Raw genomic sequence first — 18,364 nt, 5'->3', positions numbered from 1 at the left:
GTCCTCCAGGGTGGAATGAAACGTGGGTTGCATTCAGGCAGACGGCGCGTGCATGCCGTCGAGCGTGCGGTAGCGGCCGCCGAAGAAGATCAGCGGGCGCCCTTCCGAACGCGCGCAGTGCCGAGTCACGCGGCCGACGAAGATCACGTGATCGCCGCCGTCGTACTGCGCATAGGGTTCGCATTCGAACGTCGCGAGCGCGTCGGGCAGCAGCACGGCGCCATCGTCATCGGCTGCATCCGCACGCCAGCCCCACTTGTCGCCGTTCGCTTTCGCGAAGCAGTTCGACAGGTGCTGCTGCGTCTCGTCGAGCACGTTGACCGCATAGCCGTCCGCGCCGGCCAGGTCGCCAAGGCTCAGGCTGCGGCGGTCGACCGAGAACAGGATCAGCGGCGGATCCAGCGACACCGAATTGAACGACGCGACCGTGATGCCGATCGGCATCCCCTCCTTGCGCGGGGCGGTAATCACCGCGACGCCCGTCGCGAACATCGACAGCGCCGTGCGAAAGCGCCGCTGCTCGTCGGCGCCCGCGCCGGTTCCGGCATGGTTCTCGCTCATCTCGTCCTCCTTGGGTTGCATCGCCGGATTCCGCAGTGGAATCCGGCCCAACAAAGCATCGCGATTTAGCTTTGTTATTTAGCTTTTATTAAATGTAAACACGAAGACGGGTTCAAGCTGTCGTAAACCCTGACCTTGAAAGCTTTGTTTAAAAGACAACCCTACTGACGGGATGGATGTTGCGCGGCGTCCGGAAATGTCCACGTACACTGCGGCTACCCGATTCCCCGGTGCTTTCCGGCACCGCGGGAGACACCGCTTTCCGGAGCCGCATCGATGCAATCCCGTCCGATCTACATGGACTACAGCGCGACGACGCCCGTCGATCCGCGCGTGGTCGCCAAAATGGTGCCGTTCCTGTACGAGCAGTTCGGCAACCCGGCGTCACGCAGCCACGGCTACGGCTGGGAGGCCGAGCAGGCCGTCGAGGAAGCGCGCGCGCACGTCGCCGCATTGTTCGGCGCCGACCCGCGCGAAATCGTGTGGACGTCCGGCGCGACCGAGGGCAACAACCTCGCGATCAAGGGGGCCGCGCACTTCTACCAGGGCAAGGGCAAGCACCTCGTCACGGTGAAGACCGAGCACAAGGCCGTACTCGATACGTGTCGCGAACTCGAACGCCAGGGCTTCGACGTCACGTACCTCGACGTGCGGGAAGACGGCCTGCTCGATCTCGATGCCGTGCAGCAGGCGCTGCGCGCCGACACGATCCTGGTGTCGGTGATGCTCGCGAACAATGAAACGGGCGTGATCCAGCCGGTGGCCGAGATCGGTGCGCTGTGCCGTGCGCGCGGCATCGTGTTCCATTGCGACGCGGTGCAGGCGGCCGGCAAGATTCCGGTCGACGTGAATACGCTGAACGTCGACCTGCTGACGGTGACCGCACACAAGGTCTACGGCCCGAAGGGAATCGGCGCGCTGTACGTGCGCCGCAAGCCGCGCGTGCGGATCGAAGCGCAGATGCACGGTGGTGGCCACGAACGCGGGATGCGCTCCGGCACGCTGCCGACGCACCAGATCGTCGGGATGGGCGAGGCGTTCCGGCTCGCGAAGGAAGAGATGGAGGAGGAAAGCCGCCGTGTCGGCGCCTTGCGCGACCGGCTGCTGGCCGGCCTGTCGACGCTCGACGAGGTTTACGTGAACGGCGATCTCACCCGCCGGATTCCGCACAATCTGAACGTCAGCTTCAATTTCGTCGAAGGCGAATCGCTGATCATGGGAGTCAAGGGTGTCGCGGTGTCGTCAGGCTCCGCGTGCACGTCGGCATCGCTGGAGCCGTCGTACGTGCTGCGCGCGCTGGGCCGCAGCGACGAGCTCGCGCACAGCTCGATCCGCTTCACGCTCGGCCGCTTCACGACCGAAGCCGAAGTCGACAGCGTGATTGCGCAGGTGCGCGACACGGTCGGCAAGCTGCGTGAGCTGAGCCCGCTGTGGGACATGCATCTCGAAGGGGTCGACCTGAATACGATCGAGTGGGCCGCGCACTGAGCACGGCCGATGCGTCAGGCCGGCCGGCGATCGCGGGCCGGTACGCGTCAGCCTTTTTCCTGGCGCGCGATCAGGTGGGCGAGATCGAGCGTCGCGCGGTCGCCGTTGGTGACGAGGCGGTCGATCACCGAGCAGAGCGCTTTGAATTCGGTCTTCGTCACGCCCTCGAACAGCACGTTGTTGATGCGCTGCTGCGTATCGGCGAACGCCTTCAGCAGCTTCGCGCCGGCCGGCGTGACCGTGAGCCGCATCTTGCGCTTGTCGTCGGGGTCCGAGCGTTTGTCGATGAGGCCGAGCTTCTTCAGCTTGCCGGTCTCGATCGTGACGAATGCGCCGCTCAGGTGCAGGTGATCGGCGAGACGGTTGACGGTCACGACATCGTCGTGCGACAGATGCGAGACCGAGACGAGCAGCGAATACTGGATGCCGGTGAGGCCGATCAACGAGCCGAAGCCGTCGCGCACCGACAGCAGGCGGGCCGCGAACGGCAGCAGCCCGTTGATCAGATGGCGAAATTCCGTGTCCGTGCCGTCGATCAGGCAGGCCGGGTTGGTAATGGTCAGAACGGACTCCTCTTGCTGCTTGGCCATGACTTCGACGCTCCGTACGGTCATGCGAATTTAGCTTTGAAACGAAATTATACGGCAAAGGCACCTACGCCCTGGGCTCGGCCGGCCGGCCGGCGCATATGCCCCGATTTCCCGACACAGGAGGCTCATCCATGCCCTTCCCGCTTCATCCCGCAACGATTCGCGCACTGCTCGAGTGCTATCTGCGCGCGAAGGATCTGAACCGCCCCGCGCTGATCGCCGACTGCTTCGCGGCCGATGCCGAGCTGAGCTTTTCGCTCGCGAACGACGATATCGATTTTCCGCCGCGCGTAACGGGCGCGGCTGCGATTGCGCGCACGCTGGTCGAGGAATTCGGCGAGCGGTTCGAACGGTGCCGGACCTATTACGTCTGCGCGGCACCCGAAGTCGACCCGCACGGCGTCGGCGGGATGTCGTGGCTCGTCGTGATGCGCCAGAGGGACAACGGCGCCTTGCGGATCGGGCACGGCACGTACCGCTGGCAGTTCGCGGGCAACGGCGAAAGCGAACATGCCGCGCGGATTGCCGCGCTGCATATTCATATCGAGCGGATGGATACGATCGACGATCCGCAGTCGGTGAAACTCGATGCGCTGCACGCGGCGTTCGGGTATCCGTGGCTGCCGGCGCACGCATTCGCGCGCGGGCTCGCGGATGTGGCGGCTGCGCAGCCGGAGTGGGCATTCCTGGCGCCGTTTCTCGAGGCAGCGGCGGTGTAACCCTTCCCGATCGCTGGCCGCGTGCCGTGCGCTCCGGCTGCACGCGGCGCCCGCGCCGCCGGACGCGTCATGCCCCGTCGAGCGCCTGCCGCACCCCGTCCCAATCCAGCCCGAATCGCGCGAGATACTTGCGCAGCCGGTCTGCATCGTTCGGCTGCTTCTTGCTCTGCCGCGACACCGCGAACAGCGTGCGTCCGGCTTCCGACAAGCTTGCCGACGCTCGGCAAACATCGAGCACGCGTTCGAGCTGCGCACGGTCGAACAGGTCGAGTTCCGCCGCACGCGCACCGAACACCGCGTCGACACATGCATCGGACACACCCGCGCCGCCCGGCGGCGACCACGTGCGCGTCAGCCGTTCGACTTCCTGCTCGGCGAGCGCTTCGGTAATCCGCCCCGCATCGGCCAGCGTCGCCATCCGCGTGACCGACGCGGACAGCTCGCGGAAGTTGCCGGCCCACGCCGCGCGTGGCGACGCAGCGAACGCGAGATAACGCCGCTTCGCCTCGACGTTGAACCGCACCTGCTCGCCCTGCTCGCGGCCGAAGCGGTCGAGTTCGAATTCGAGGTTCGGCTCGATGTCCTCGCGCCGCTCGGCCAGCCCCGGCAATTCGTATGTCCACAGGTTGATCCGCGCGTAGAGGTCCTCGCGGAACGTGCCGGCCGCCACCATCTGCCGCAGGTCGCGGTGCGTGCCCGCGATCAGCTCGAAATCGCTGGTCGCCTCGATGTCCGCACCGACCGGCAGGAAACGCTTCTCCTCGATCGCCTTCAGCAGCATCGCCTGTTCGTCGAGCCCGAGTTCGCCGATCTCGTCGAGAAACAGCAGGCCGCCGTCCGCCGCGCGCAGCAGCCCGGCCCGCGCCGACTGCGCGCCCGTGAACGCGCCCTTCACGTGACCGAACAGCGTCGACATCGCCGCGTCGCCGCGCAGCGTCGCGCAATTGATCTCGATGAACGGCCCCGCGAGCCGATGACGGCCGCGCTTCAGCTCGTACACGCGCTTCGCGAGAAACGACTTGCCGGCACCCGTCGGCCCGACCAGCAGCATCGGTGCGCGCGAACGCACGGCCACGCGCTCCAGTTGCTCGATCAGCGCGTTGAAGCGCGCGTTGCGCGTCGCGATGCCGGCCTTCAGGAACGACACCGTTTCATCGCGTTCGCGCGTGAAGCGCTGCGCGATGCGGTTGTAACGCGACAGGTCGAGATCGATCACCGACATCGTGCCGGGCCCGCTCGGTCCTTCGTCGGTCTTCTGCGGCGGCGCCGTCTGCGCGAGACGCGCAGGCAGGTAGCGCGCCTCCGCCAGCAGGAACCAGCAGATCTGCGCGACGTGCGTGCCGGTCGTGATGTGGATCAGGTAGTCCTCGCGGTCGAGATCGAACGGGTACGCGCGCGCGAAATCGTGCAGCGTGGCGTAGACCTCCTCGAAATCCCACGGATCGCGAATCTCCATCGGGATCAGCCGCACGTCGGTGTGCGGCGACACGCGTTCGAGATCCTGCTTCACGCGGTCCGCGAGACGCGCGTAGTTTGGCGCGTGCAGCAGTTCGAGCCGGTCGATCGGCGTGTCGCGCTGCTCGCACAGTGAAATCGTCGGCCGCCAGTTGCGCCAGCGGCGCTGCGAGCCGCCGCCCTGGTCGAGCACGGTACCGAGAAAACCGATCGCAACAGTCTTTCGCATATTTATCTCATGGGATAAGAAGCGATCCGATTGTATCGAATATTCCGGATCGAACCACCATCGGATATTCAAGCTCCACCTGCCGATAAAAATAATTTCTCCTTTTATTTCAATAGCTTGAGATTTTCTCCGAGTACCGAGTCACCCGCTGGCACGCTCCTCGCTAAATAGAAAGCGCCGGATGTCCCGCTGGCCCACGAGTCAGGGTTCACCAAGCCCTGCTGGTGCGCCGCCGCCGAACCTGGTTCGTCGCGGTAGCGCATGTCGCCATGGGCAGACGAAGGCAAACGGGCGCGCAAGGCGCTTCGCCCGGGTTCGAATCCCGGGGCGCCCTCCGTTCGGAAGCTCATAGGTAGAGCAGCCGGCGCAAGCCGGTGTGTAGCGGGTTCGAATCCCGCTCGAACACTGTCCGCAAGGACAGTCTCTTGATGGAAGCAGTACCCGCCGGTGCGGGCCGCAAGGCCCGCCGCGCGTCGGACCGGTTGCGGTTCCGCGCGATCGGCCGGACGGCCGCACGGCCCGCGCGAACGCGCACGACGACGCGATGCAGGATGCGTCGCCGTGCACGTCGACGCCGGGCCAGCGCGCCGCCCGCCCGGTTGCGTCGCCCCGCGATCCGCACGATGCGTGTCACCCGGCGGTCAATGAAGAAAAGGACAAGAATATGTGGATGCGACATGTTGTGAAAAAGAACGAACGCGCGCTGCTGATGAACGAGGGCGATTTCGTGAAGGTGCTCGAACCGGGTGTGTTCAAGGCCTTCGATCCGTTCAAGCGTTTGTCGGTGCAGACCGCGCGTCTCGACGCGCCGCTCGCCGATGCGGCACTGGCCGATTACCTGCGTCACGACGCGCCGGACGTGCTCGCGCAGCACTTCGTCGCGATGGATCTCGCCGACGATGAAGCGGGCCTGCGCTATGAAGACGACGTGCTCGTCGAGATCCTGGCGCCGGGTACGCGCCGGCTGTACTGGCGCGGCCTGACCGCGCACCGCCTCGAGCGCGTCGATCTCGCGCAGGACAGCCTGCTGCCGGCCGCGCTCGTGAAGCGCATCGCGCAACCGGCGCTGCGTGCGCGCGGCGTGGCGGGCCTGACGGGCGTGCTGCTGGCGCAGGTGCCGGCGTACCACGTCGGCGTGCTGAAGATCGACGGCAAGATCGAGCGGTTGCTGGACGCGGGCGTCGCGGCGTTCTGGCGCTTCAACCGCGACGTCGCGGTCGAACTCGTCGACCTGCGTTTGCAGGCGATCGAAGTCGGCGGACAGGAAATCCTGACGCGCGACAAGGTCGCGCTGCGGCTGAACCTGTCGGCGACGTGGTGCTATGCGGACGTGCTGCATGCGTTCGGCCAGTTGCAGAAGCCGGTCGAGCACCTGTATCGCGAGCTGCAGTTCGCGCTGCGATCGGCCGTCGGCACGCGCGCGCTCGACGAGTTGCTGGAGGACAAGCAGTCGATCGACGAGGTCGTGATCGCGCAGGTGCGTGCCCGTCTCGGCGATTCGGGCGTGGACGTGCGCAGCGTCGGCGTGAAGGATATCGTACTGCCGGGCGACATGAAGACGATCCTCGCGCAGGTGGTCGAGGCGGAGAAATCCGCGCAGGCGAACGTGATTCGCCGCCGCGAGGAAACGGCGGCCACGCGTTCGCTGTTGAACACCGCGAAGGTGATGGAAGAAAACCCGACCGCGCTGCGGCTCAAGGAGCTGGAAACGCTCGAGCGCGTCGCGGAACGGATCGACCGCATCTCGGTGTTCGGCGGTCTCGACCAGGTGCTGAACGGACTCGTCAGCATCAAGGGCGCGTAATGAACGATCAGGCACGGCGCACACGCGCCGTGCCTCATGAACGAAGCAGCAAGGTGATGAACATGAGTGAAATGGATTATCAGGTCATGGAACTGGCCAACGGCAAGCCGGTGAAGATGTGGACGCAAGGCGTGGCCGTGGAAGACGAAGCGCGCGCGCAACTGCGCAACACCGCGCAGATGCCGTTCATCTTCAGCCACGTCGCGGTGATGCCGGACGTCCACCTCGGCAAGGGCTCGACGATCGGCAGTGTGATTCCGACCAAGGGCGCGATCATTCCGGCCGCGGTCGGCGTCGACATCGGCTGCGGGATGATGGCCGCGCGCACGACGCTGACGGCGTCCGACCTGCCGGATTCGCTTGGCGGGCTGCGCAGCGCGATCGAACGCGCTGTGCCGCACGGCCGCGCGCCGGGCCGCCGCGATCCGGGCGCGTGGGGCGACCGCACGCCGGCCGCCGTGACCGAATCGTGGAAGTCGCTGCAACCGGGCTTCCAGCGGATCGTCGACAAGTATCCGAAGCTGGAAAAGACGAACCACTACGCGCATCTCGGCACGCTCGGCACCGGCAATCACTTCATCGAAGTGTGCGTCGACGAAGCGGACCACGTGTGGTTCATGCTGCACAGCGGCTCGCGCGGCGTCGGCAATGCGATCGGCAGCCTGTTCATCGAACTCGCGCAGGCCGACATGCGGCAGCACATCGCGAACCTGCCGGATCGCAACCTCGCGTATTTCACCGAGGGCAGCCGCCACTTCGACGATTACGTCGAAGCGGTCGGCTGGGCGCAGGACTACGCGCGCCGCAACCGGCAGGCGATGATGGACGCAGTGATCGGTGCAGCACACGGCGTGATCGCCAAGCCGTTCTCGGTCGACGAACACGCGGTGAACTGCCACCACAACTACGTGCAGCGCGAACGCCACTTCGGCGAGGACGTGCTCGTGACGCGCAAGGGTGCGGTGTCCGCGCAGAAGGGGCAGCTCGGGATCATTCCGGGTTCGATGGGTGCGAAGAGCTTCATCGTGCGCGGGCTCGGCAACCCGGACAGCTTCTGTTCGTGCAGCCACGGCGCGGGCCGGACGATGAGCCGTACCGAAGCGAAGCGCCGCTTCACCGTCGACGACCAGGTGAAGGCGACCCAGGGCGTCGAATGCCGGAAGGACGCGGGCGTCGTCGACGAAATCCCGATGGCCTACAAGGACATCGACGCGGTGATGGCGGCCCAGCGCAGCCTCGTCGAAGTGGTGCATACGCTGCGCCAGGTGGTGTGCGTGAAGGGATAGCGCGGTGCGCGGCTGCGCACGATGAAAAACGAACGGCGCGGTGCCTGCGGGCGTCGCGCCGTTTTTGCATGTGCACGCGTCCGCCCCCTACCGGCCGGCAACGGCCGCGCCCGCACACTACGCGTCGCCGTCACGGTTGCAGCCCATTGCGGCGGTATACTCGATGCCGTTCGGTAAAGCGCGCCGCTGCATGCGCCGCAGCCTTCGACCTGCCCCGTTTGCTGACGATGCGCTTGCAGTCCGACGTCTTCCGCCCGCCCATCCACAGTCGATACGAACCGTCATGTCGCACCGCCTTTCGCTCGCCATCGCCGCCCTCCTCGCCGTTTCCCCGATCATCGCCCAGGCTCGCCCGCTCGCGCGGCCGCCGGTCGAGCGCGATTTCAAGAACTGGTCGGTCGTCTGCGACAACGGCAACCGCTGCATTGCCGAAAGCCATGCCGACGATATCGACGACGCACGCACCCGCCTCATCGTGCGCGTGACGCGCGATGCGGGCCCGGACGCACAAGCGTCGCTCGACCTCTACGCGTCGGCGCCGCTGGACCTGCGCAGCGCACGCATGGATGGCCGCCCGTTCGACGCCATGGCCGCCCAATGGCATGCATTCGGCGGCAAGCCGGACGATGACGAAGCGCACCCGTTCCGGGTCCGGACCACCGATCCGGCCACGGTTGCCGCCTGGCTCACCGCGTCGCGCAATGCGCAACTGCTGAGCTTCGGCGATCCGGCGTCGGCGCAAACCGCCCGCACGCCGTTGACGGGATTGAATGCCGCGCTGCTGTTGATCGACGACACACAGGGCCGGGTCGGCACCGTCACCGCGCTGCTGCGACCAGGCCCCCGGCCCGCGTCGTCGGTGCCGGCCGCGCCGGCACTGCCGCCCGCCGTCGCGCCGGCACCCGCCGTCGCGGACCTGTCGGCCGCCGAGCAACGCCCGCTCGTCGACGCGGCGCTCGCGAAGTTCGGCGGCGACGTGAAGCAATGTGCGGCCGACGTCGAAGACGAAATGCCGGCGAGCGATCGCAGGAAGGCATCGCGCGCCGTGGCGATCTCCGCCGACGAGGCGCTGGTCGCGATACCGTGCCAGACCAGCAGCATGTATAACCACACCGACCTGTGGTATCGCGTGCGACGGACGGCGCCGTTCACGCCTACGGCGATGAATTTCGGCGAGAACGCGAACGCGGGACTCGATTCGGCCTCCTTCGCGAACGAACTGACCGAGGCCGGCTACGATCCCGCCAGCGCGACGCTGTCGAGCAAGGTGAGGCTGCGCAGTGCCGGCGACTGCGGATCGACCGCATCGTGGATCTTCGACGGCCGGCGCTTCATGCTCGGCGATATCGCCACGCACGGCACGTGCAACGGCCTGTTCGACGATCAGTGGCCACGCCTGTATCGGCGGGCCGATGCGGCAGGAAACCACTGACGCATCCCTCGCACCGAAACACGCCGGCAGAGATAACGCATAACAAACCGAGGGGCCGAACCATGCATGACCCGTTCATCGCCGCGTCGCGCCAAGCGAGCGCGCCGCGTCGCACGCGCGGCTGGCGCAGCATGCTTGCGTTTGCGCTGATCACTGTCGCCGCCTTCGTGTCGGCGCCGGTGCGTGCGGCAAGCGCCGACGATTCGGTGGAAATCCGGTTCTGGTCGCGTGACTGGACCGGCACGATCGGCAACCGGCGTGTCGAAGTCACGTTATCGCGCGTGGCCGACACGGTATCGGGCTCGTACTGCTACGCGCCCTGCACGTCCGACAAACGTTATCGGCTCGCATTGAAGGGAACGCTCGACGCGCACGGTGTCACGCTGTCGGAACGCGACAGCGGCGCGAAAACCAACGCCGATCGCGTGACGGGCACGTGGCGCGCGGCATCCCTCGACGGCGCCGTGACCGGCACGTGGGTATCGCCGGACGGCAAGCGCACGCTGCCCGTCTCGCTCGCACCGAAACAGGACGGCAGGCCGTTCCCTTACGAGATCCGCCTCGTCGCGGACAAGCTGCCCGACGACAGCGGTTCGTGCAACGACCCGCCGCACGTCTCCGCGATCCGCCTGTACGATCGCGGCCGCCTCGTGCAGACACTGCGGACCGATTCGCAAGGCACCTGCGGCCTGTTCACGCCCGATTTCGCCGACGTGAACTTCGACGGCTGGCCCGACCTGATGCTTGCGCAAGGGATGGGGGCGAGCCCGAACATTCCCTACCAGACGTGGATGTACGATCCGAAGTCGCGACACTTCGTCGATGCGCCGCAGGGGCTGCAGGAGATCACGTCGCCGGATTTCGATCCCAAGCACCGGATCATCTGGACGAGCTGGCGCGCGAGCTGCTGCGAGCATGGCGTGACGACCTACCGCTGGCAAGGCAACGACGTGAAGGAAGTCGACACGGCCAGCAGCTACCTGCTGCCCGTGCTCGACGGGAACACGCGCCGCTATTGCTACGTCGTGCCCGACTACGGCGACGGTTACATCGAGTTTCCGCAGCGCATCGAGCAGACCGACACCGGGCTGCGTTCGACGCTTGGGAACCCGAAGGAATGCGAATCGAATGACTCACCGTGGATGTCGCGCGTATACATCGATATCTGGAAGCCGGGTGCACCCGGCCACGCGCCGACACTCGTGCGCACCGAAAAAGTTGCGTGGAAGCGCACGCCAACCCGCGTCGGCATGAAGTTCTGCCCCGACGTGCCGTTCTACGACAACGGCCGCATCCGCCGCATCGTGCTGCGCGACGATCCCGACCAGTGCGAAGAGAAGAATCCCGACAAGAACTAGCGCGCGGTGCGACCGCACGCGCGTACCGCCATCGCGTCACGCGCCGACGATCGAGATCGAGAACCCGTCCCAGCCCTTCTGCCCGACCGTCTGCACGGCGGTCGTCGTGAGATTCGGCGCGGCCACGAGACGCGCGAACCCGTCGCGCACGCCGACCACGTCCGGCTCGCGATTGTCCGGATCGGCCACGCGCCCGCCGCGCACGACGTTGTCGACGACGATCACCGTGCCGGGCCGCGACAGCTTCAGCGCCGCGTCGAGATAGACGGGGTTGTTGTCCTTGTCGGCATCGATGAAGATGAAATCGAACGGCGCCTCCCCCGCGTCGACGAGCCGCGCGAGGCTGTCCTTCGCGCTGCCGACCACCACCGTCACGGCTTCCGCGAACCCGGCACGCGCGATGTTCCGCGTCGCGACCTTCGCATGCTCCGGATTCAGTTCGAGCGTGACGAGCGAGCCACCCGGCGGCAACGCGCGCGCGAGCCAGATCGTGCTGTAGCCGCCGAGCGTGCCGACCTCGAGAATCCGCCGTGCGCCGCGAATCGTCGCGAGCAATTGCAGCAGCTTGCCCTGGTTCGGCGCGACGTTGATCGCGGGCAGACCCGCTGCGTCGCTCGCCGCGAGCGCGGCGTCGAGCACGTCGTCGGACGGCACGAGCGTCGCGGAGAAATACGCATCCACCTGGTTCCAATGATCCTGATTCATCGAGCGCCCCCTTGTTTGCGGAACAGGCATTTTATGCGCCGCACTGCCATAAGCAACACACCATTCGTTCTAAGGGCCGTGGCGCACGTGCTCCTATAATCGCTCGACCACCACAACAACAGACGGAGCACCCATGACCGATCAGGCCGCATCGAACTGGCGCCTCGAAACCATCGCCGTACACGGCGGTTATCGTCCCGACCCGACCACGCGCGCGGTCGCCGTGCCGATCTACCAGACCGTTGCGTACGCATTCGACGACACGCAGCACGGCGCCGACCTGTTCGACCTGAAGGTGCAGGGCAACATCTACACGCGGATCATGAACCCGACGACCGACGTGCTCGAGCAGCGGATCGCCGCGCTCGAGGGCGGCATCGGCGCACTGGCGCTGGCCTCGGGGCAATCGGCCGTCACGTACGCGATCCAGACGATCGCCGAAGCCGGCGACAACATCGTGTCCGCGAGTTCGCTGTACGGCGGCACCTACAACCTGTTCGCGCATACGCTGCCCCAATACGGGATCACGACGCGCTTCGCCGATCCGCGCGACCCCGCGTCGTTCGAGCCGCTGATCGACGCGCGCACGAAGGCGATCTTCGCGGAATCGGTCGGCAACCCGCTCGGCAACGTCACCGACATCGCCGCGCTCGCGGAAGTCGCGCATCGCCATGGCATCCCGCTGGTCGTCGACAACACGGTGCCGTCGCCGTATCTGCTGCGCCCGTTCGAGCACGGTGCGGATATCGTCGTGCATTCGCTGACGAAGTATCTCGGCGGGCACGGCACGAGCCTCGGCGGCGCGATCGTCGATTCGGGCAAGTTCCCGTGGGCCGAGCATGCGGACCGCTTCAAGCGGCTGAACGAGCCCGACGTCAGCTATCACGGCGTCGTCTACACGGAAGCGTTCGGGCCGGCCGCCTATATCGGCCGCACGCGCGTGGTGCCGCTGCGCAACATGGGCGCGGCCATTTCGCCGTTCAATGCGTTCCAGATCCTGCAGGGCATCGAAACACTGGCGCTGCGCGTCGAGCGCATCAGCGACAACGCACTGAAGATCGCGCAGCATCTCGCACGCCACGAGAACGTCGAATGGGTGAACTATGCCGGGCTGCCCGATCACCCGGACCATCCGCTCGTCGCGCGCTACCTGTCGGGCCGCGCGCCGGGCATCCTGACGTTCGGCGTGAAGGGCGGCCGCGACGGCGGCGCGAAGTTCCAGGATGCGCTGAAGCTGTTCACGCGGCTCGTCAACATCGGCGACACGAAATCGCTCGCCACGCACCCGGCGTCGACGACGCACCGGCAACTGTCGCCGGCCGAACTCGCGAAGGCCGGCGTGAAGGAGGAAACCGTGCGGCTGTCGATCGGCATCGAACATATCGACGACCTGCTCGCCGACCTCGACCAGGCGCTCGCGCAGCTTTGACGGAAACGGGCGCGCCGGCTTGCCGGTGCGCCCTGCCTCGAATGTATTGACCTTGAAGCGGCTTCAAGGTGTTCAATCCCCGGTTGGTGCCGGGGTGACGCCCGGCGTGTGCGAACCACCCGTATCGCGCAACGGGCCGCCAGACGCCGAGCCGCTGCGGTACGCCAACCGTCCGAGAGGCCTCATGACACCGACCGCGAAGCTCGCGCTGCTCACGTTACCGCCCTTGCTGGCGGCCTGCTTCGGCGCCCTCGCGGCCGCCTGGCGCGCACCCGGCCCGAAAACGTCGAGCGTCATCCAGCATTTCACCGGCGGCATCGTGTTCGCGGCCGCCGCGCTCGAACTGCTGCCGCAGGACCGCGCGCATGCGCTGTTTCCGGTCGTCGTCGGCTTCGTGCTCGGCATCGCGCTGATGCTCGCGATCCGTGCGCTGTCCGGTGCGATCGAGACGCGCTTCGAGGAAGCGCGGCTGCCCGTGAGCCTGATCATCGTCACCGCGATCGACCTCGTCATCGACGGCCTCGTGCTCGGCATCGCGTTCTCGGCCAGCGACGAAAGCGGCATCATCCTGACCGTCGCATTGACGCTCGAGGTGCTGTTCCTCGCGCTGTCGGTCAGCGCGGCGCTCGCGGCCGCCGGCATCGGCCGCCTGCTGTCGATCGTCGTACCGGTCGGGCTCGCGGCGCTGCTGAGCATCGCGGCCGTAGCCGGTAACGCGGCATTCGCCGGACTCCCATCCCATATCTACGCAGCGCTGCTCGGGCTGGGCACCGTCACGCTGCTGTACCTCGTCACCGAAGAACTGCTGGTCGAAGCGCACGAAGTACCCGAAACGCCGTTCGCGACCGCCGCGTTCTTCATCCGCTTCATCGTGTTCTTTCTGATCGAAGGATCGGTGAAGGTCGGATAAGCAGGCGCGGCGGCGCGCCGGCTACCACGTCGTCGCGCCCGTTGGATACGGTTCGACGATGCGCGTGCCGTTGACGGGCGTCACGCCTTCGTTGCGCAGCGCGGCCCACAGGTCGATCGCATGTTCGCGCGATTTGCGGCTGCCGTCGTCGGTCAGCACGTTCAGCGCGATCACTTCGTCGCGTGTCTCCAGTTGAAGTTGCTCCTTCAGCTTGCGTGACTGATGCGACGCGGTGCGGACGTCGCCGAGCACGATCCGCTGCTCGGCGACAGTCGAGTCGCCGCCTGCATCCGCCGGCACGAACGTCAGCCGGCCGTTGTCGACCTCGCATTGCCCGCGCGTGAACGTCGCGCTCCACTCGCCGGCCGGCACGGCCGCGAACTCGCAGCGCATCCGCTCGTTCGCGCGCCGGCCCATGTCATGCACCGACGCGTGCGACAACGCCCGCTCCGGCCAGCCGGCCGCCATTGCGGCCGTCGACATCAGGCACGCCGCGAGCACGATTCCTTTCGCGAAATGGCGCATGGCACTCTCCTCTTCGTGTGGGGTGCGGCCGACGGGCACCGCGCCGGCCGGCCGCGAATGAACGATCAGCGAACCGCAAAACGGTTGTCGTGCGCATCGACGAGCGGCGCCCTCTCCCCGCGATGCACGGTCTCGCGATGGATCTCCTGGTTGCGCGCGACGGCGGCCGGGCTCGCCGGGTAGTCGTGATTCGGGCTCGGAATCACGCCGTCGTGGCGCGCACGCACCAGTTCCTGACGGACCTCCTGCCGGGTCTTCTGCTGCGCGGCCGCTGCCTGAGACAAGGCCGCCATCGACAGTGCGGCAGCGGCGACGACGATCATCGGTCGCGGAATGTTCATGTTGTTCGCTCCTTGCTTGGAAATCCGAGACGGGAGCGCTCACTTTGAGCCGGCCGCGGTGCGGAATCGTGATCGCAGCATGACGGTTTCGTCACCACCGCGACATTCCTGTATCGCACTGCGAATGAAAATGCGTGACGCGTTTGCGCACGCATGACGCGCCGATGACATTTTTCTCATTTGTCCCTCACCTTCACGATCCGAACGCTTTCCAGAATCGGCAGCGCCATCGCGACATTCGGCGCCTGCCTGCACCATGCGCGGCACGGAATCGACCGATGCACGAAACGATCATCTTGAATTCCAGGGGAACACCATGAAAACTCCAGTTCGGCTCGCCATGATGTCGGGTGCGCTGCTCGCGACCACGCACGCGGCACACGCATCGGACGTCACGTTATACGGCCTGTTCGATACGTCGCTGACGTACGTATGGAACGCCAGCGCGGACGGCAAGAATCTCGTCGGCCTCGGCAACGGCAATCTGCTCGGCAACCGCTTCGGCGTGAAAGGCGCGGAAGATCTGGGCGGCGGGCTGAAGGCGATCTTCACGCTGGAAAACGGCTTCAATCCGAACACCGGCGCGCTCGGGCAAGGCAACCGGATGTTCGGCCGGCAGGCATTCGTCGGCCTCGACAGCGCGCGCTGGGGCACGCTGACGCTCGGCCGCCAGTACGACGCGCTCGCGGATGTCGCGTGGCCGGTCACCGGCGACTTCTACTTCGGCAGCGTCTACGCGACACCCGGCGACGTCGACAACTACGACACGTCGTCGCGCACCGACAACGCGGTGAAATACACGTCGCCCGTGATCAACGGACTCCAGTTCGTCGGCATGGTCGCGCTCGGCGGCGTGGCCGGCAAGAGCGGCGCCGGGCAAACCTGGTCGGCCGGCCTGTCGTACAGCAACGGCCCGGTCGACGCGGCGGGCGGCTATTACCACGCGGCCAATCGCTCGTCACTGGCCAACGGCATCCGCACCGGCTGGAATGGCACATCCGACGGCACGTTCGACGGTTCGCTGGTCAACGGCGGCTATATCTCCGCGAAATCGATCGGCATCGCGCGCGGCGCGTTGCGCTACAACTTCGCGCCGTTCGCGGTCGGCATCGACTACAGCAATGCGCTGTACAAGGCCGATGCGATGTCCGCGTTTCGCAGCACGCAGAAGTACGACACCGCGCGCGGCTTCTTCAACTATCAGGCGACACCCAGCCTGCTCGTCGGCGTCGGCTACAGCTACACGCGTGCCCGTGGCGACACGAGCGCGACCTACCATCAGGTGTCCGCCGGTGCCGACTACGTGCTGTCGAAGCGCACCGACCTCTACGCTGTGGGCGCATGGCAACGCGCGAACGGCGAACAGCGCACGCTCGATGGCGGCACGCAAACGGCGCAGGCGTCGATCGGGTCGTACGGTTATGGCGGAACGCGCACGCAGGGCATCGTCAATCTCGGGTTGCGCCACCGGTTCTGATCGCGGCTACCATACGCGCGCCGCGTGACGAAAATTTCATGTTCCGATCAGGTTCGCGAAGCGTCGCATCGCTACGATCGGAAACGTGACGGGCAGCGCCCGTTCCAGACCACGCAAGCGAGTCGCTGCCGCACGGCACGTCACGCGTTAGGCCCGGACACGTCGAGTGCCGGGCTTCTTTTTTTCTTATCGTGAATCGACGCCAGGCGCGTTCGGCGATGAACCCGCGAGTACCCGTGCGCTATCCTGTGACATTGCCGCTGTCCGCAACCTGTCATGTCAGACCATCCGCACGCCCTGTCACATCCCATCGACGCCGGTCTCGTTCGGCGGCTCATCACGCAGCAATTCCCGCAGTGGCGCGACCTCGACATCGTCCCCGTGCTGCCGGGCGGCTGGGACAACCGGACCTTCCGGCTCGGCAGCGACAAACTGGCGAGACTCCCGAGCGGTCCCGATTACGTCGCCCAGGTCGAAAAGGAGCAGCACTGGCTGCCGCAACTCGCCGCGCATCTGTCATTGCCCATTCCCGCACCGATTGCCAAGGGCAAGCCGACCGATTTCTATCCGTGGCCATGGTCGGTCTATGGCTGGCTGGACGGCGAACCCGCTCGCGATGAACTGATCGACGACAAGCCGGCGTTCGCGCGCGCGGTGGCCGGCTTCCTGGCCGAACTGCACCGGATCGACGCGTCGGACGGCCCGCCGCCGGGCCCGCACAATTTCTTTCGCGGCGGGCCGCTATCGCTGTACGACGGGGAAGCGCGCGCTGCGCTCGAAACCCTGTCGGGTTTTATCGATGCCGACAGTGCGCTCGCCGTGTGGGAAGCTGCAGTGAATTCACGCTGGAACGCCGCCCCTGTCTGGGTGCATGGCGACGTCGCGGCAGGCAACCTGCTGATGAAGGACGACGCACTGCACGCCGTCATCGATTTCGGCTGCGCCGCGGTGGGCGATCCAGCGTGCGACCTCGCGATCAACTGGACACTGTTCGACGACGAAGCGCGCCGCGCCTTTCGTTCGACACTACCCGTCGACGCCGGCACCTGGGCACGCGGGCGAGGCTGGGCGCTGTGGAAGGCGCTCATCACGATCGCGAAGCTGGATGACAGGCTGCGCGAGACCAATCCGTCGAACGGTACGATCCGACGCATACTGGACGATTACCATCGCGAGCACGGCGGTTGAGGGTTGAGTCAACGCGTGACGTTGCGCTGCGGGAACAGGCACGTATGCGTCTTCACATATAGATTCGGATTGCCGCAGCGATGCCCGGCGTAATCGATCTGCTCGCCGGGCATGAGATCGGCCGGCACCGGCCTTTTTGTCGCGGTAGCAGGCGCGGTCTGCGCAGTGGGCGTAGTGCCGGAGCGTATCGATGTGCAGCCCGCGAACAACGGGACGATCAGGACTGCGATCAAGGTGAGGCGAATGGCGGGACGAGGCACTTTTCAAGTCCGGTGTGAAAGTCAGAACAAGGCCGCCCGCGTTCCATACAGCTATCGCGAACGGCATGAATGCCGCCGGCCACGTCGACCATCGGCAGACTTCATGTTCCGCTTCCCGCTCATCGCACCCATGACGCGAACATGACGAATGCGTCATGCCGGTCGCGTCCGAACGGCGCCTCGCCACCTCACGCAATCTGACGCATTTTTCATCTCGCGATCACGATCACGCACGGCTGTTTTCGCATACTGGGTCCATGGTTCGCCACCCGGCGGCCCTGATCAAGGAGAGCACTCGATGAAAACCGCAAAACTCGCTGCACTGTTCGTCACCGCCACGCTGTCGCTCGGCATGGCCACGCAGGCCGCCTTCGCGCAGACGCAAACGCAGGGCAAGACCCGCACGCAGGTCGTCAATGAACTGAAGCAGGCACAGCACGATGGCGTCGTGCCGGTGAGCAAGACGCAGTACCCGCCGACCGGCGAACTCGTCGCGCGCAACAAGGAGCTGCATGGGATTTCGGTGCATGGCGGCGAGAAGAAGCCGCAGCCCGACAACCACGACAACCTGACCGCGCAGAAATGACGCCCGGTCAACCGAACGCGG

At 66.2% G+C, this 18,364-nt stretch carries 17 protein-coding genes and 1 tRNA gene; 12 read left to right on the top strand and 6 right to left on the bottom strand.

The features are described 5' to 3' along the window. Nucleotides 1–33: 33 nt before the first annotated feature. The gene (locus LGM89_RS07740) at nucleotides 34–582 is read right to left on the bottom strand and encodes a flavin reductase family protein (RefSeq protein WP_226272768.1); all 549 of its coding nucleotides are present in this window, start codon (nucleotides 580–582) and stop codon (nucleotides 34–36) included. Nucleotides 583–837: 255 nt separating this feature from the next. On the opposite strand from LGM89_RS07740, the gene LGM89_RS07735 reads away from it, so the two are divergent. Continuing rightward, nucleotides 838–2,049 (top strand): IscS subfamily cysteine desulfurase, encoded by a 1,212-nt coding sequence (locus LGM89_RS07735; protein WP_226272767.1) that lies wholly within the window; start codon nucleotides 838–840, stop codon nucleotides 2,047–2,049. A gap of 47 nt (nucleotides 2,050–2,096) precedes the next feature. On the opposite strand, the gene LGM89_RS07730 is transcribed toward LGM89_RS07735, so the two are convergent. Next, nucleotides 2,097–2,639, bottom strand: coding sequence for a MarR family winged helix-turn-helix transcriptional regulator (locus LGM89_RS07730; protein WP_089497538.1), 543 nt, complete (start codon nucleotides 2,637–2,639; stop codon nucleotides 2,097–2,099). A gap of 131 nt (nucleotides 2,640–2,770) precedes the next feature. Between LGM89_RS07730 and LGM89_RS07725 the strand changes: the two genes are divergently transcribed. Then, entirely contained in the window at nucleotides 2,771–3,358 is a 588-nt protein-coding gene (locus LGM89_RS07725) for a nuclear transport factor 2 family protein (protein ID WP_226272766.1), read from the top strand. Between the two features lie 67 nt (nucleotides 3,359–3,425). Here LGM89_RS07725 and rtcR read toward each other — a convergent pair whose 3' ends face one another. Beyond that, nucleotides 3,426–5,042 (bottom strand): RNA repair transcriptional activator RtcR, encoded by a 1,617-nt coding sequence (gene rtcR, locus LGM89_RS07720; RefSeq protein WP_226272765.1) that lies wholly within the window; start codon nucleotides 5,040–5,042, stop codon nucleotides 3,426–3,428. 335 nt (nucleotides 5,043–5,377) lie between these two features. Between rtcR and LGM89_RS07715 the strand changes: the two genes are divergently transcribed. The 5 genes from LGM89_RS07715 to LGM89_RS07695 all read left to right on the top strand — a co-directional run bounded on the left by LGM89_RS07715 (nucleotide 5,378) and on the right by LGM89_RS07695 (nucleotide 10,922). Continuing rightward, a tRNA-Cys gene (locus LGM89_RS07715) sits at nucleotides 5,378–5,448 on the top strand. Between the two features lie 258 nt (nucleotides 5,449–5,706). Then, a complete protein-coding gene (locus LGM89_RS07710; protein ID WP_226272764.1) occupies nucleotides 5,707–6,846 on the top strand; it encodes a slipin family protein in 1,140 nt (379 codons plus the stop codon). Between the two features lie 62 nt (nucleotides 6,847–6,908). Next, nucleotides 6,909–8,132, top strand: a complete 1,224-nt coding sequence (locus LGM89_RS07705) for an RtcB family protein (protein WP_319001500.1) — start codon at nucleotides 6,909–6,911, stop codon at nucleotides 8,130–8,132. A gap of 283 nt (nucleotides 8,133–8,415) precedes the next feature. Next, the gene (locus tag LGM89_RS07700) at nucleotides 8,416–9,564 is read left to right on the top strand and encodes a DUF1176 domain-containing protein (RefSeq protein ID WP_226272763.1); all 1,149 of its coding nucleotides are present in this window, start codon (nucleotides 8,416–8,418) and stop codon (nucleotides 9,562–9,564) included. 62 nt (nucleotides 9,565–9,626) lie between these two features. After that, nucleotides 9,627–10,922: an XAC2610-related protein gene (locus LGM89_RS07695; protein ID WP_226272762.1), complete on the top strand. Its 1,296-nt coding sequence runs from the start codon at nucleotides 9,627–9,629 to the stop codon at nucleotides 10,920–10,922. Between the two features lie 36 nt (nucleotides 10,923–10,958). Here the strand turns inward: LGM89_RS07695 and LGM89_RS07690 are convergent, their stop codons facing one another. Further along, nucleotides 10,959–11,627 carry an O-methyltransferase gene (locus LGM89_RS07690; RefSeq protein ID WP_226272761.1) on the bottom strand — a complete coding sequence of 223 codons (669 nt, stop codon included), beginning with the start codon at nucleotides 11,625–11,627 and terminating at the stop codon, nucleotides 10,959–10,961. Between the two features lie 133 nt (nucleotides 11,628–11,760). On the opposite strand from LGM89_RS07690, the gene LGM89_RS07685 reads away from it, so the two are divergent. After that, entirely contained in the window at nucleotides 11,761–13,056 is a 1,296-nt protein-coding gene (locus tag LGM89_RS07685; protein ID WP_226272760.1) for an O-acetylhomoserine aminocarboxypropyltransferase/cysteine synthase family protein, read from the top strand. Nucleotides 13,057–13,240: 184 nt separating this feature from the next. Next, nucleotides 13,241–13,966: a hypothetical protein gene (locus tag LGM89_RS07680; RefSeq protein ID WP_226272759.1), complete on the top strand. Its 726-nt coding sequence runs from the start codon at nucleotides 13,241–13,243 to the stop codon at nucleotides 13,964–13,966. A 21-nt stretch (nucleotides 13,967–13,987) separates the two neighbouring features. Here the strand turns inward: LGM89_RS07680 and LGM89_RS07675 are convergent, their stop codons facing one another. Further along, nucleotides 13,988–14,491, bottom strand: coding sequence for a hypothetical protein (locus LGM89_RS07675; RefSeq protein ID WP_226272758.1), 504 nt, complete (start codon nucleotides 14,489–14,491; stop codon nucleotides 13,988–13,990). A 65-nt stretch (nucleotides 14,492–14,556) separates the two neighbouring features. Continuing rightward, nucleotides 14,557–14,832 (bottom strand): DUF4148 domain-containing protein, encoded by a 276-nt coding sequence (locus tag LGM89_RS07670; protein ID WP_226272757.1) that lies wholly within the window; start codon nucleotides 14,830–14,832, stop codon nucleotides 14,557–14,559. Nucleotides 14,833–15,148: 316 nt separating this feature from the next. Between LGM89_RS07670 and LGM89_RS07665 the strand changes: the two genes are divergently transcribed. The 3 genes from LGM89_RS07665 to LGM89_RS07655 all read left to right on the top strand — a co-directional run bounded on the left by LGM89_RS07665 (nucleotide 15,149) and on the right by LGM89_RS07655 (nucleotide 18,343). Further along, nucleotides 15,149–16,309 (top strand): porin, encoded by a 1,161-nt coding sequence (locus LGM89_RS07665; RefSeq protein WP_226272756.1) that lies wholly within the window; start codon nucleotides 15,149–15,151, stop codon nucleotides 16,307–16,309. Between the two features lie 381 nt (nucleotides 16,310–16,690). Then, complete coding sequence (locus LGM89_RS07660) at nucleotides 16,691–17,497, top strand: aminoglycoside phosphotransferase family protein (RefSeq protein ID WP_226272755.1); 807 nt, start codon at nucleotides 16,691–16,693, stop codon at nucleotides 17,495–17,497. 558 nt (nucleotides 17,498–18,055) lie between these two features. After that, the gene (locus LGM89_RS07655; protein WP_089432253.1) at nucleotides 18,056–18,343 is read left to right on the top strand and encodes a DUF4148 domain-containing protein; all 288 of its coding nucleotides are present in this window, start codon (nucleotides 18,056–18,058) and stop codon (nucleotides 18,341–18,343) included. The last annotated feature ends 21 nt before the right edge of the window (nucleotides 18,344–18,364 follow it).

The sequence above is a fragment of the Burkholderia sp. AU31624 genome (assembly GCF_020420065.1).
Classification (GTDB): Bacteria; Pseudomonadota; Gammaproteobacteria; order Burkholderiales; family Burkholderiaceae; genus Burkholderia.
This window is presented reverse-complemented; position numbering and strand designations above follow the sequence as displayed.